Annotated in this window: 11 protein-coding genes and 1 pseudogene; 4 read left to right on the forward strand and 8 right to left on the reverse strand. The window is 35.7% G+C overall.

The window, feature by feature from the left end; genetic code table 11:
* The first annotated feature begins 820 nt into the window (after window positions 1-820).
* Window positions 821-2,060, forward strand: a pseudogene (locus F4694_RS31110) (IS110 family RNA-guided transposase).
* A 298-nt stretch (window positions 2,061-2,358) separates the two neighbouring features.
* Here F4694_RS31110 and F4694_RS31115 read toward each other — a convergent pair.
* Both F4694_RS31115 and F4694_RS31120 read right to left on the reverse strand, forming a co-directional pair.
* Window positions 2,359-3,627 (reverse strand): MFS transporter, encoded by a 1,269-nt coding sequence (locus F4694_RS31115; RefSeq protein ID WP_179603742.1) that lies wholly within the window; start codon window positions 3,625-3,627, stop codon window positions 2,359-2,361.
* 53 nt (window positions 3,628-3,680) lie between these two features.
* Window positions 3,681-4,142 (reverse strand): CBS domain-containing protein, encoded by a 462-nt coding sequence (locus tag F4694_RS31120; protein ID WP_179603743.1) that lies wholly within the window; start codon window positions 4,140-4,142, stop codon window positions 3,681-3,683.
* Between the two features lie 234 nt (window positions 4,143-4,376).
* On the opposite strand from F4694_RS31120, the gene F4694_RS31125 reads away from it, so the two are divergent.
* On the forward strand, window positions 4,377-4,808 hold the full coding sequence (locus F4694_RS31125; RefSeq protein ID WP_179603744.1) for a MarR family winged helix-turn-helix transcriptional regulator: 432 nt from the start codon (window positions 4,377-4,379) through the stop codon (window positions 4,806-4,808).
* Window positions 4,809-5,277: 469 nt separating this feature from the next.
* Here the strand turns inward: F4694_RS31125 and F4694_RS31130 are convergent, their stop codons facing one another.
* The 4 genes from F4694_RS31130 to F4694_RS31145 form a co-directional block, all read right to left on the reverse strand.
* The gene (locus tag F4694_RS31130) at window positions 5,278-5,748 is read right to left on the reverse strand and encodes a flavin reductase family protein (RefSeq protein ID WP_179603745.1); all 471 of its coding nucleotides are present in this window, start codon (window positions 5,746-5,748) and stop codon (window positions 5,278-5,280) included.
* Between the two features lie 220 nt (window positions 5,749-5,968).
* On the reverse strand, window positions 5,969-7,159 hold the full coding sequence (locus F4694_RS31135) for an acyl-CoA dehydrogenase family protein (protein WP_179603746.1): 1,191 nt from the start codon (window positions 7,157-7,159) through the stop codon (window positions 5,969-5,971).
* A 198-nt stretch (window positions 7,160-7,357) separates the two neighbouring features.
* Window positions 7,358-8,185 (reverse strand): alpha/beta fold hydrolase, encoded by an 828-nt coding sequence (locus F4694_RS31140; RefSeq protein WP_218895914.1) that lies wholly within the window; start codon window positions 8,183-8,185, stop codon window positions 7,358-7,360.
* A gap of 11 nt (window positions 8,186-8,196) precedes the next feature.
* The gene (locus tag F4694_RS31145; RefSeq protein WP_179603747.1) at window positions 8,197-9,141 is read right to left on the reverse strand and encodes a VOC family protein; all 945 of its coding nucleotides are present in this window, start codon (window positions 9,139-9,141) and stop codon (window positions 8,197-8,199) included.
* 204 nt (window positions 9,142-9,345) lie between these two features.
* Between F4694_RS31145 and F4694_RS31150 the strand changes: the two genes are divergently transcribed.
* Window positions 9,346-11,187, forward strand: a complete 1,842-nt coding sequence (locus F4694_RS31150) for a XylR N-terminal domain-containing protein (protein WP_179603748.1) — start codon at window positions 9,346-9,348, stop codon at window positions 11,185-11,187.
* A 392-nt stretch (window positions 11,188-11,579) separates the two neighbouring features.
* Here the strand turns inward: F4694_RS31150 and fabI are convergent, their stop codons facing one another.
* Window positions 11,580-12,359: an enoyl-ACP reductase FabI gene (fabI, locus tag F4694_RS31155; RefSeq protein WP_306458570.1), complete on the reverse strand. Its 780-nt coding sequence runs from the start codon at window positions 12,357-12,359 to the stop codon at window positions 11,580-11,582.
* Between the two features lie 112 nt (window positions 12,360-12,471).
* Between fabI and F4694_RS31160 the strand changes: the two genes are divergently transcribed.
* Window positions 12,472-13,140 carry a DUF4368 domain-containing protein gene (locus F4694_RS31160; RefSeq protein ID WP_179603749.1) on the forward strand — a complete coding sequence of 223 codons (669 nt, stop codon included), beginning with the start codon at window positions 12,472-12,474 and terminating at the stop codon, window positions 13,138-13,140.
* Window positions 13,141-13,155: 15 nt separating this feature from the next.
* Here the strand turns inward: F4694_RS31160 and rlmD are convergent, their stop codons facing one another.
* Window positions 13,156-14,553, reverse strand: coding sequence for a 23S rRNA (uracil(1939)-C(5))-methyltransferase RlmD (rlmD, locus tag F4694_RS31165; RefSeq protein WP_179603750.1), 1,398 nt, complete (start codon window positions 14,551-14,553; stop codon window positions 13,156-13,158).
* Between the last annotated feature and the right edge of the window lie 84 nt (window positions 14,554-14,637).

A 14,637-nucleotide genomic window follows, 5' to 3' on the forward strand; every position in this document is an offset into this window, starting at 1 on the left:
AACGGAAGGTTATTTGGCATGCACATTTTTAGTATAGCATGAGTTATTTTAAGTTTTTATTGAAAAATATTGACAAACTATTAGCTGGTTTAGTTCAATAAGAAAAAGATGTCTCGATGACAGCCTGCTCTTGAACTCAAGTTCCCGTTAATCGAAGAAACCTTTGCTTTTAAGTGCATACTTTTGACTTAAAATGTTCAATTTAAATACATATTTATTTGTTAAAGATATAATCTAATAAATATCAAACCAAAAGGAGACACGACATGTTCCCTAATTATAAAGGTAAACTTTTAGCACTTATATGGATGGGTGTAGGAAGTGCAGTTCTAGCAAGTATTTTTAGTGTAATACTAATTAGTTATGTCGTAAGAATTAATAATAAAGTTAGTCGCCTTTATAAAAGCTAGGTTAGTTTCTGACTAACTTTTTTTGGTGTGTATTTTTTAGTCGTCAAATACGAAATGAAAGGAAATTGGGTTCTATCTTTCTTATTGCACTAAACTGCACAGTTACTTCAATAAGAAAAAGCCGCCAAAAATAACAGCTGGATCTTGAACTCTTGCACCCGTTCGTAATATAAGGTTAGCCAGATTTTTCTGGTTGAAGTTTTTTCATATGGTCTTATGATTACCGTAGTCGGGGTAGAACGTCGCACCCGTGGGATTCAATCCCGTTAGCTAAACTGTTCACCCCCTACTTGTATAAACATGTTTCAGGCTGGTTGGGACAAAGATCCCGTTTAACAAGCGAACCTATGACATTACAAGAAGCCTTAGGGGATACCGACTAATATTGCATTTCTAGGAGGAGATAAAGTATGAATCCAGTCATTGGTCTGGATGTATCAAAAGGGGAAAGTCAGGTACAAGCTTTTTTAGATAAAGGTAAGCCATACCGTAAAGAGCTTTAGTATTAATCACGATCTTGAGGGTTTGGGGAATTTATTAGATTTCCTTCAAGAAGTTGAGAAATCAGCAGGTGGACATCAACCTTCGGTGGTTTTAGAATCAACTGGGCACTATCATATTCCCGTTATTCAGTTTTTAGAGGAACAAAAATATGTTTATGTTATCGTCAATCCTCTTATCTCACACAGAGCCAAGAGCTCAAGCCTAAGAAAGGTAAAAACAGATGCAATCGGTGCTTATCACCTTTGTGAATTGTATTATAAAGAAGAATTAGAGCCTTACAAGAAGCGTGGAGTTCAACTCTTAAACCTTCGTAATCTAACAAGACAACAAGAGAGTATTGCAGAAATATCAGCGAAAACAAAGTTACAGCTTCATTCTTTAATCGATCAGGTATTTCCAGAGTATCGAGGTGTATTTGGAAGCCTATATTCGAAAGTATCATTGCTTACTTTACTAGAGTTCCCTACTTCTAAGGATGTATTAAGTGTGAGTGAAAAAGAGTTAACGGATAAAATAGCTTCATTATGTATGAGTCGTTCGGAGTCATGGGCAAAGGAAAAAGCACAGAAGTTAAGAGAAGCAGCCCTTCGTGATCCTTTTCAAAACAATCTCTACGATAGTCATATTTTTAACCTTGAAATCTTGGTTAAGATTGTTCTTCAATACCAAGAGCATCTATCCAATATTGCGGATGAAATAGATGCTCTCGCTAGCGAAATAGAAGAATATGAAATCCTTCAATCTATCCCTGGAATCGGAGAAAAAATCGCTGCAACGATTATTTCTGAAATCGGAGAGATAGATCGGTTTAATGGTGCCAAGAAGTTGGTTGCATTCGCTGGAATAGATCCTAGTGTGTACTCTTCAGGAAAGTTTACTGCATCGGTAAACCGAATAACCAAACGTGGCTCTTGTAGGCTTCGCCACGCCTTGTACATGGCTGTTCAAAGTGGTATTCGGGATTCCCGTAAAAAGAAAACAACTGATGAGATTATTCCACGCAATAGAAGACTACGAGAGTTTTACGATAAGAAACGAGAAGAAGGAAAACCCTTTAGAGTAGCGATCATTGCCTGTACAAATAAGCTCTTACATTGGATTTACGCCTTATTAAAAAGCAAATCTACTTTCCAAGATATAACTTAAAATCTATATCTAACTAAATACAACAAAACCTTCCAAAAAGAGCATAACGGAAGGTTATTTGGCATGAATATTTTTAGTATAACATGAGGTAATTAAACTTTTAATTGAAAAATGTTGACAAACTATTAGCTGGTTTACTTTAAGTGTATTCTTTCACAATATCCTCAAAATCAAAGATGTAGGTTGAGTAAAAAAAAGACCACCTTAAAGTAGCACTTTTAGGTAGCCTAAATTATTCATAAGTTTAATCTCTGAATCTACCAAAGGATTTGCAACGATGTAATTCCTTTAAGCACAATTAGTGACCCGATTCAGCAGTATCGACATGTCTTATATGCTTCATGTTAAACCAGATAAACACCACTGAAAGAAGGACGAATCCTGCACCGACAAAGAACGGAACATGTGGATTAAAAATCTCTGCCAGTTTCCCCGCCATATATGGTGAGATAGCTGCTCCTATAAAGCGTAGGAAGCTGTAGGAAGCTGATGCTGTGGATTTTTCAACAGGTGAAGCGTTCATTACGGCAGTTGTAATTAAGGTATTGCTATTCCCTAATATGGCACCAGCGCAAATAACGGCAGCAATCACAACCCATTGCGTCGATGTAAAAATCCCCATCAACGCAAGGTCCAAAACAAACAAGAATAACATCATCACCATGGCCTTAATTGTTCCAAACCATTCCTGGAGTTTTGGTGCTGTAAAAACAGAAGTAATGGCCAGTAATAAGCCCCAACCTAAAAATACATAACCCATTCCCTTTGGATCCACCCCCATAACGAATGGTGCGTAAGCCATGATTGTGAAAAATCCAATATTATATAGTGCAGCTACAATTCCTAAAGTCAAGAGAGAACGATGCTTCATAGCACGGAATGGATCTAATATAGATGTTTTTGGTTTTCCTACTTTTACAGTGGCGGCAGTACCCACGTTGACTGAGCTCGATTTAGGCATTAATACAATAAGAATAATAAATGCAACAGCCATTAATATAGCTACCCCAAAAAACGGTGCTCTCCAAGTTATAGAGCCTAATGATCCACCAAGCAGTGGTCCAACTGATATGCCAATTCCAACCGCCGCTTCATATAAAATGATGGCCTTCGCTGTGCCGCTTTTTGAAAGAGACACAATGGCTGCTAAAGATGTCGCAACGAAAAGTGCATTGCCAAGACCCCAAACGCCTCGCAGTCCAACGAGTGTCCAAATATTATTTGCAAATCCTCCAAATGCTGAAACAATTGCAATGATTCCTATTCCAGTTAGCAGGGTCCATTTTTGACTAAGTCTTGAAGATACAGTACCAGTAATAAGCATAGCGAAGGCCATAACGACATTATAACTAGTGAAAAGTAACGTTACTTCGCTAGGTGTTGCCTTCAATTGTACGGAAAGCTCTCTTAGAATTGGATTAACAAGCCCTATTCCCATGAAGGCAATGATACTAGCAAAAAAGACCGCCCATACTGATATTGGTTGATTAAGCAAACCTGCTTTTTGATGGGAATGCTCAAGTCCTTTTTGTGACACTGACGATGCTAATTTTGGTGTAGATGCCATACTCATTTCTCCTTTAAATGTATTTGATTAACGGCTAAATATATTCAGAATTTCTAATTTCCCATTACAGATTTGAAAGAATGTCGAATAACATCTCCACGGCTTATGATTCCAACTAATACTCCCTTCCGTACTACGGGCAACTTTTTTATTTGTTTTTTCCCTAAAAGAGCAGCAATGTTTTCAATTTCCTCATTCCATGGAATGGTTAGTACTGTTTTTTTTGCAATTTCCGTAACGTTTAAATCAAGTACTTTTTTTAATCTTTCTTCAAAATTGATATCATCGCCTTTGATGACATCCACAAAGAAAATCGTATCGATGAAAATATCTTTATGTTTTCCGATGTAACGCATGATATCTCCATCGCTTATATAGGCGACAATTTCATTTGCTTCATTAACTACTGGAAGACCACTGATGCCATGTTCAATAAATTTTTCTATAACAGAGCGAACACTATCAGTTTCCTTTACCTTAATGACCTGGTCTTTCATGAATTCAAAAGCTCGCATATTCATCCCCCTATTTAGTTTAAAAGTAAAAGTTTAAACCATTTGCACAGTGCGTATAGCACTAATTAAAAAGTAAAAAAAAACCTATAGTTGTATCATACAATTTGTTTGCCTGCTAATTGTATAATACAACTAAATAGGTGTCAACATAGTTTTGGTTCGCATGCATTAAATTGACAAACACATTCGGTAGTTTATCATAAATGATATAGAGGAATTTATGAGGTGGTAAAGATGAGTGAAGATTCGAAGAAAATGATAGAATTAGAATTGACGGTTTTAATTCGCCTACTCACTTCAATTACATCTAGTAAAAGAAAAGAAAGTCTTGATCGGGCAGCTTACCTTTTATTGCATCAAGTCTCCGTTCAAGGTTCTTCTGGAGTGAAAGCTTTAGCAGATGAATTAAAGTTAGATATTTCCACTGTAAGTAGACAAGCTGCATCTCTAGAGCACAAAGGATATGTGGAAAAAGTTCCAGATCCTCAGGATGGTAGGGCCTTCTTTTATAAAATGACAGAATTAGGAGAACAGGAATTAGTCCAACATAGACAAGAAAGATTGAATGGGATAACAAACTTGCTAAATGGATGGTCTGATGAAGAATGTCGAGAATTTGGCCAACTGTTGACAAAATTCAATCATGCGATTAAGGAAAGAAAATAAACGAATAGGTACTGTAAAAAATCCTCGCTATGTATTTAAATAGCGAGGATTTTTAAGTACATATCTTGTACAATGTTAAATGGAAAAATCATAAAAATAGGTCTTCTGTGCATTGGGGAAAAACTCCTTTTTTTCAATTCAACTAAAAATGCAGGTTACTTTAAGTACATACCTTCACAATCTTTTTTAAACTTTAATACAGATATCCAATTTTATTGAAAGGAGTTATGCGGCAAAATGGCCCGTTTGTAGAAGACAGAGTTTATGAAAATCCATCAAATTATTTTTATAAAAGCTATAACAATATTGATTCTCAATACTATGATTTTCCTTTTTATTATCAGAAAATTTTAAGTGGTAAACAGTATGTCATACTCTGGTACACTTTTTGTCATTCAGTGGTAAAAACTATGTCAAGGATGGTACATTACAGTGGCCGTAATCACCTTATTAGAGATTCGTATTTATCTTATACTTTTACTAATTCCTCAAGACTACGATATTTCCCATTAAAGAATAACAATGGATCACCATCTTCAATCGAAATATTAGTTATTTTACCAATGAACAAAGTGTGGTCACCTTCAACATGTTCAGCAGAAACTTCACAAACTACTTGTGCAATTGCACCAGGGATAACAGGTACATCCATTAAACGATCAAATGTTACCTCCTGATCTTTAATTTGACCTGCAAATATTTTAGAAATTTCTTCTTGTTTAGAATTTAAAATATTGACTGAAAACATTTTAGCTTCGTGGATTTTAGAAAGCATACGAGCGTTTTCTTTAATCGAAATTACTACTAATTTTGGATCAAGTGAAACGGACATAAATGCATTTGCCGTCATCCCATGTGTTTTACCATCTGTTTCTGTCAAAATGACTGTCACACCAGTTGCAAATTTACCCATTGCACTTCTAAATAAGTGGTCATCCATTTTTTGGAACCTCTCCTAACGATATAACTAGATTTTTAGAATATACATTTCATCATAGAGTACGACAGTAAACTCCCACCTCAAGATTTAAGTGAAACAATAAGAAGAGGTAGGAGATAACTGCCAGTAACAGCCCGATTGGTTCAACAAACAATTAGTAGTAGATGAGGAAAACCCCCACTGATTGAATTGTTACTATATTAACGCGGTATTAAAGAAATCAGCCCCAACCAATTCCTTCGTAGCCATATAAATTACGACCGTAAGTGTAAAGTGCATCTTCATATAGAGATGTTATATGAGTGGCAACGGCAATAATGTCTCGTACAAATACTTCAATTGTGTCATTCTTTGTTAGAGAGGCTCCGCCTAGTGAAACCATTACTGTCGTAGCGATGTCCTGACAAATTTTAATGACTTCTGCCCGAAGTGAAGCAAATTCCCCTTTTTCGTAGGGACCTTCTGTTTCATATGTTTCTAATAAATTGTAGTATTGTTCCATTAAACCAACCGCTTTTTTATATTCAAGCATAAGGTGTGCAAGAATTCGCTGGCTACGAGGGGAATCCTTTTCATTTTCTCCATGTAGCCGTACACGTGCTTCTGTTCGCTTCTTATATTCATCTAGTAAACGTTTTGCCCCACCTAATGTCATATTCGGGAACCCAAGGTAAAATGCAGAAAAGAATGGCACATGATAGTATGGATAGTCCGTATCATAATTAGAACCTGCTGGAGGACGACGTGTATCATTTGCAACTTCAAGTCTTACAATGCGTTTTCTTGGAATAAATACATCAGTTGCAACTACTTGGTTACTACCTGAACCACGTAAACCGAATGTATCCCAATTTTCATTTACTTGCACTTCCTCTTTACGCATGAAGCCCATAATTAATTCTGGACGATCCGATTCAGGTAATTGTGCAATTGCCCCTAAACCAATCCAACCAGCAAATTTAACACCGCTTGCATAATTATAAGTACCAGTTAACACAATACCTCCATCTACAACAGTTACTTGTCCAACAGGTGCGAACACATCGACGATTAAGTCACCTGAGTTTATCATTTCGTCTCTACCTTCTTGTGGAAGATGTGCTGGTAAACTGTTGTGTAATGGATAGAAATAACCTACCCATGCTGCTGAAATATTATGATACGCAATTGTGCGTACAATTTCCCCTAGACCACGTAATGATATTTGTGAGCCACCGTATTCTTTTGGAAGATTTGCACGTGTAATCCCTGCTTCAATCAACTTATTTACAAAATTTTGAGAAACAGATGCATTTAGTTCTGATTCAGCTATTTCTGATTCTGCTAATTGACCTGCTTCACGTGCTTTTTCAATAAGCTTTAGCTCAACATCTGTATAACCGGTAAATTTTTGTTTTGTTTCGACTGACATTTTTAACCCTCCTATTATATGTTTTATATTTTTTAGATTTAGCGAGCCGTGATATTAATCATGGAGTCTCTTAAAATACTTTGAGACTAAAAAAGGTGATTAAAAAATAGCCATTTTACAATTCCCCGAGTTTTTTATAGGAGATGAATCAACTTAGATGAAGTTTATGAGAATAACAAAAGATTAGCTGTATTCTTACTAAAAGAAATCTCTTGCTGCTTTAATGAAATCTTCTCGCTTTTCTATCTGTAACCAATGTCCGCACTGAGTAAATAATCGAAGCTCCGCATTAGGTAAATGTTCTATCAAATTAATACTGCTCTCTTTTGGAACAAATCGATCATTAAAGCCATGTAATAGTAAAAATGGTTGTTTCATTTGACGTAATGCATTTGGTGGGATAGGACCCTCCCCAGGCATAGGGAACATATTTTGCAAATAGGAATGGCGAATATCTTCACGTTGAATCGTTTCATATCGAATTTTTAAAATATCTTCTAATGAATCTTGAATAGTTGAAGGATCATAAACAAACCATGTTGTTAAGTTACGAAGGTTTTCATACGTTGGATTTTTATAAAACCCAACCATACGTACAATTTCTGGGGTAGGGGGAGTTTCTCCACCAGCGCTTCCCATAAGCAGTACTTTTTTTACTCGTTCAGGTGAATGCATAACAACGTTTAACGACACATAGCCACCCATTGAATTGCCCACGAGACTGAATTGATCAATATTTTTCTTATCTAGTAGCTCCAGTAACTGGTCAACTCGATGTTGTGTCCATTCCCAAAATGATTTTGGATGGATTTCAGGGTGTTTCGTATTTCCGAATCCGTACATATCAGGAGCAATTACATGATAGGTCTTTGCAAGCTCTGGCAAAATATGTTGCCAATTACTAACTGAATTTGCCCCTGGACCAGAACCATGTAGAAATACGATTACTTCCTTATTTTCTTGTCCTGCTTCACAATAAAACGTTTGAAAACGACCTGTATTTAAAATCTCTGTTTGATAGCTCATTATAGCGCCCCCTATGCTTCTGTTGAATCTTGACTTACAATATGAGCATCTTGTCCCCAGTAAGTTATTCCTACACGTAAATCTTCAGGTGTCCATTTTATTGGCTCCCAGTCTGGTTCGAAAATTAAGTAACTATTAGAGAATAATTCTACGCGGTGACCACTACCAGGATCTTTCACATATAAATAAACTGCTTGTGAAATACCATGTTTACCTGGTCCTACAAATTCAATGCCTTCTTCACTTAAAATATCTGCTGCACGTAAAATATCCTGTGCATTGTCAAACCAGTATGCCAAGTGGTTAAGTCGGTTTGGTGTTGGTGCATTTAGCTCGCGTCCAAGAGCAATATCGTGAACTAATGGTGTAACACTTAACCAACCTACTTCAATATTCCCGTCACCTAAGTCGATATATTCCCGCATTTTAAATCCTAGATTATCAATTAACCATTTATGAATAACTGCTGGATCCTGTGAAGTGGTTAAATTCACGTGATCAATGCGACGTGGTGAAGCACCTTTTCTCCAAGATTTATGTGTTTGGTTTTTTAGCACGGATTTACGGTCTTGATGTGGTTGAGTTTTTTCCATTTCATAATAAATTTCAAAAGGATGCTCACTTGGTAATTTAAAACGAATCGCTCTTCCTTGACCTGCTTCTTCACCTGCTTCAACCCACTTCACATCTGCCCCAGCCTCAGTTAGTAATTCAGCAAATTTCCCTACATCTTCAGGACGTTTTGTACGCCAACCAATGTGATCTACTTTTGATTTTTCCCCTTGTTTTAACGATAGCGTATGGTGTTCAAAATCTCCCCATGCACGTAAATAATGTGTACCATCCACCACTTCTGTTTCTTCTAAACCTAAAACCTCAGAGAAGAACCATAGTGATTTTTTTAAATCCGGTGTTATCAAAGCGATATGACCTAACTTAGCAATTTCCGGCAACATTTTCATTTCTCCTTTTATTGTGAGTTTTTATTCTTTACATATTCAATATAATTAATATAGAATATTCAGAAAACATACTATTCGATTTAACTTGAAAACGTTATCAGTACTATTCGTTTAGTTTTTGATTTTTATGATATCTTAGTATAATAGAGAAAATATGGTATTTTTGTAGATATTTCTTACGATTAAGGGGGTTATCAGTTGGAACAACGTGTTATTCCTTTAAATAGACATACTTTTCATTTTGAAAAAGAAGAGGAAGATATCGATAATATTGCATCTGCTAGAGCTTTAAGCTTTCTAAGATCAGATCTCATTGAAAAAAGTGGAATAGAGCAAGCTACAGAATTAATGTTTAATTATGGATATCAATTAGGGGTTTCAGATGCTCAACGGATGAGAGAGAAATATTTTGATATACAAGATATACTTAGACAAGGACCTACTCTTCATTGTAAAAAGGGGCATATAAAAGGTTCAATTTTCGAAGGATATATTGAATTGTATGATGATAAATCAGTAAAGACTATTTATTGTACAGGAACATGGTTACATTCATACGAGGCAAAAGCTCATCTAGACTATTTTGGTCAAAGTGATATGCCGGTTTGCCATACCCTTAGGGGCTTTGCAACTGGCTATATGAGTACCATTTTTCAATTTGAAGTGAAGGTAACTGAGAAAACCTGTGTAGCAAGAGGTGATGAAAACTGTACATGGGAGATTAATACTGTTAATCATCTACCTGATAAATCAAGTGAACACTCTGAACACCAAGTCTCGTTTGATTTAATTGAACTGGCCAATATTCAAAGTAAAATGATTCAAGCGATTATAGATGGGGCAACAATAGAAGATATTCTAGAGGAAGCTGAAAAAACTTTTGGAAGAACTTTTTTAATAGAAGATATATTTTATAACTACGCTCATTCTACGAATTTGTTAGAGCAGGATAGACAATTAATTGAGCAAGATATAAAGAAATATGACCAAAAGGAAAGAGAACAATTAGGTACTTACTTTTTTGAGAAACGTCAGCAACTTTCTTTTACAAAAAAGGTTATTCAATTAGATAATCATGTTCGTTTAACAAATACGATTGTTAATAAAAACAAAGTCGTTGCATATTTGTCAATTATATCGATGTATCCAAAAACCTTCACAACGAATGATTATTTAATATTGTCAAAAATGTCAAATGTAATTTCTGTCCTACTTATGACGATGAATATTTTAGAAAAATCACAAGCAGAGGATGAATCAAAGTTTACTAATGATATTTTACATCAACGTTCAACAGATAAGGATAAGATTCTATCTAAGTCTCGCTACTATTTTATTGATATTAATCAACCATATACTGTTGCTATTTTGAGATGGGGTAATAATATAAATAAGATTCAAAAAGAGATTGAAAACTTTATTCGTAGATACTTGAAAAAGCAACGTATACTCTTATCCTTAAAGGAACAGGAACAAATTATTCTGTTATTTCATCCTTTTAAAGACCATTATTCAATCCAGAAGGTATTTAGTAATTTAAGAGGGGCTTTAATGGAACAATTCACCAATCATCCAGTTCAAATTGGTTACAGCGATATTGGGCATAGTATTTTGGAGGCAAATTCTCACTATAAAGAGGCTGCAATTGCTGTCGTCTCTAGCCCCAACACATCCATTACTGCGTTCAAAGATATTAGTATTTTGTCAATTTTCATTAATGATTTAAATATAGAACATATTAAGCAGCTTGCGAAAAATCGTTTTGCAGGAATCTTTTCGTTAAAGGAACATAAACGTAATGAGCTATTAAAAACTCTCTATATATATTTAAATAATAATTTAAAAATTGAAATTACGATGCGAAAATTAAATATTTCAAAAAGTGGACTTCTCTATCGACTAGAAAACTTGAAAGAATATTTGAATACAGATTTCAAGGATTCTAACGAAAATTTCCAAAACCTTCTTTTGTTGAAAGCAATCGAAATGTATTCTCAGACAGGCAATAATCAAGATAGTGATTTTTTTAGCAGGTTTTAAAAATAGCTAAAATGTATTAGCGAACAGTGGAGACTAGAGGATGGATCATGTGTATTTAATAAAGAGAAGAATTTTGTTATACGTAATTTGCTTATTTTTATTATCTCTAGGCGCAAGCTTCGATTCAAGCAAATCTAGGTCTATAACATGTAATCTCGTTAGCTTAAGGTTTTTCATTAACGTCAGGTTTGTCAATCTGTATAACCCCTTTCATCAAAAGCAATATTTTATTAAAGCCACCTATCATAAGCACTTTTAAACCTGCACCGTTAGTTCAAGAAGAAAAGCTGCCTTACACGACAGCTTTGTCACACTAGCAGGCTTCGTTAGTGGAACAAGAAAAAAGTCACCGCAGCGAACTTTTGTGATCCATCATCCAACTGTTTATGAGCCTAGCCGATTATGTTATAACCTGAATCTACATATATAATTTCACCTGTAACTCCTCTTGATAGATTACTAAGCATTGCAATTGTCATATCGCCCACCTCTTCTTGTGTTACATTTCTTTTTAAAGGTGCAGATTCTTCAACCTTATGAAGTATTTCGTTAAAAGAACCAACTCCTTTAGCTGCTAGAGTGCGAATTGCTCCAGCAGAAATAGCATTAATACGAATATTCTCTTTTCCTAAGTCTAATGAGAGATATTTTACTGATGATTCAAGAGCTGCTTTTGCTACACCCATAACATTATAGCCTCGGACAACCCTTTCAGCTCCAAGGTAACTCATAGTAACAATGGAACCACCATCAGTCATCAAAGATTTTGCTTCTCTTGCAACAGCTATTAGTGAGTATGAGCTAGTATCTTGAGCAAAAGCAAAACCAGACCTTGAAGTATTTATAAAATCCCCTTTTAAATCTTCAGAATTTGCAAATGCAACTGAGTGTACAATACCATGGATTGTTCCTACATTTTCACCAATTTCTTGAAAGGCATCTTTAATACTTTCATCATTATTTACATCGCATTGCACGATTAATTGAGCGGATTGGTTATTTTCCATTAATAACTTATTTAATTTTCCCAGTGAACGTTCTAATCGATAGGTAAAAATAAGATTAGCACCAACTTTATAAAGTGACCTAGCTACACCCCAGGCAAGGCTACGCTCATTTGCAACGCCCATTATTACAATATTTTTACCCCTCAATTTAAGCAAATCTTCCATTTCATCCTCCTAAGTTGACCAATAGCAATATAATTATATCTAGTATTAATACCAGGTACTAATTTCAGTGTATCATATTCCCTTATTAAACTAAACTGCGCCGTTAGTTTGAGTGAAATCATTCACAAAATGCTCTAAAATAGAAGGAGTTTATTACGCAGTATATGTCTACTACGCAATTCTAAAGCTAGTCTTTCAGGTTTCTAGAAGACTGATCTTATTGAAAACCAATCACACTAATCGAAAAGGATATATATGTGGGAATTACGCACGATACGGTAAGAAGGCCTGTAGTAGTCATTGCATTGAAGAAGATATACTCAAAGATACGATTTTGACAGATATTCAAGATTTTGTGAAACAAATTGATAAAGAGCAATACCTAAAACAGTTAGAAGCCCAAACAAAGAAATCAAAGCAAAATCTTCGAAAACAACTTGAAAAATTAGAGAAGCAGATCGATTTAATAAAGAGCAGAAAAAGAAAGTACATCAATATGTTAGCCGAAGAAATCATTTCACACGTGGACTACCGTGAAAATGTAGAGGCAAATAATATTGAAATGGCTGAATTAGTGGAGAAGAAAAATGAGTTACTAACTGCCATAGAAAGTGAACAAACAGTAGATGACCTCGAACAGTTAAAACAAGAGTTACTTCAGTTTCTTGATTTCGATGAATTAACACCCGAGATCTTGCACCGCTTGGTAAATCGTATTGAAGTAAAAGTTGATGGAATTCCTAAAATCCATTATCGATTTTCTGCTCCTAAAATTGTATAAAAGCAGCAGAATCCCCTATTTGGGGTCTGCTGCTTCTTTTAAAACTATCTGCGAGACGCACTCAACGTGTGCCGTCTGCGGGAACATATCTACAGGCTGAATGTATTTCACATCGTATTTTGCACTTAACAGTTGAATGTCTTTAGCCAAAGTAGACGGATTGCATGAGATGTAAATGAGCTTTTCGGGTGCTGTTTGTAGAATCGTTTGGATTAACTGCCCGTCGAGACCGGTTCTTGGCGGGTCAACTACAATCAGATCTGGCTTCCAACCCTTTTTCACCCATTTAGGAAGGACCTCTTCTGCTTTGCCTGGTACATATTTTGTGTTAGTAAACCCGTGCCGTTTGGCATTTTTCTTTGCATCCTCTATCGATTCTGGAATTACATCCATTCCACGTACTTCAGCAGCCTGGTTTGCTAACCATAAGCCAATGGTTCCCACGCCACAATACGCATCAACTATTTTTTCATTACCAGTTAGCGCCGCTGCATTTTTTACTTCATTATAAAGCTTAATGGTTTGAACAGGATTTAGCTGAAAGAAAGTCCTTGCCGATAACTCAAACTGGAGGTCTCCCAATGTTTCTTGAATGAACTCTTCACCTGCTAATGGTAATGTTTCCTCTCCAAAAATAAGCGATGTCTTTTGTTCATTAATATTCTGTACAATTGATTTTACATTCGGAAGTCGTTTTTGGATTTCCTCAATAATCTGTTCTTTCTTTGGTAACTCTTTTTGATTTGTAATGAGAACGATCTGAAGCTCGCCACTTTGCACCCCTACGCGGGTTACTATCGTCCGAACGATTCCTTTTCGAGTTTTTTCATTATAAATCGTAATTTTTAGCTCTTCGAGAATCTTTTTAACCGTATTAACCGCTTCATTCGTTTGAGAATGTTGAACCGCACAATGTTCAATATTAATTAGTTGATGGGAGTTTAACCCGTACAATCCGGCTAAAACCTTTCCATCTCTACCTGCCAGTTGAAAACTACTTTTATTGCGATATCCCCATGGGTCTTCCATTCCTATGGTTTCGCGGATATCAAGTTTATCCACCGCAAGCCGGGTATGACGTTCAAGCGATTGAATGACAATATCCCGCTTTTCTTTTAATTGCTGACTATATTTTAAATGCTGCAGCTGACAGCCGCCACATTCCTCATAAACTGGACAAGGAGGCTGAACACGATGCGGAGATTTAATCCGGATCTTCTTTATTTTTGCCTCAGCAAATTTAGGATTAATCTTTGTGGCCTCAACCACTACCTCTTCACCAGGAAGTGCCCCTGGCACAAAAACTACCTGCTTTTTAAAATAACCAACACCTTCCCCATTAATGCCGAGTCGTTTGATGGTTAAGGGAAAGGTCTGATTTACCTGTATTTTAATTGATTGATCTGTTTTCATTTCGTTCACTCCATATTCCGGGTTCCTGTTAGATATCACCGTATTATAGCATTATTAACATAAAAAAGCCGAATTCATCACGAA

The organism is Neobacillus driksii, assembly GCF_013409995.1.
GTDB lineage: Bacteria > Bacillota > Bacilli > Bacillales > Cytobacillaceae > Neobacillus > Neobacillus driksii.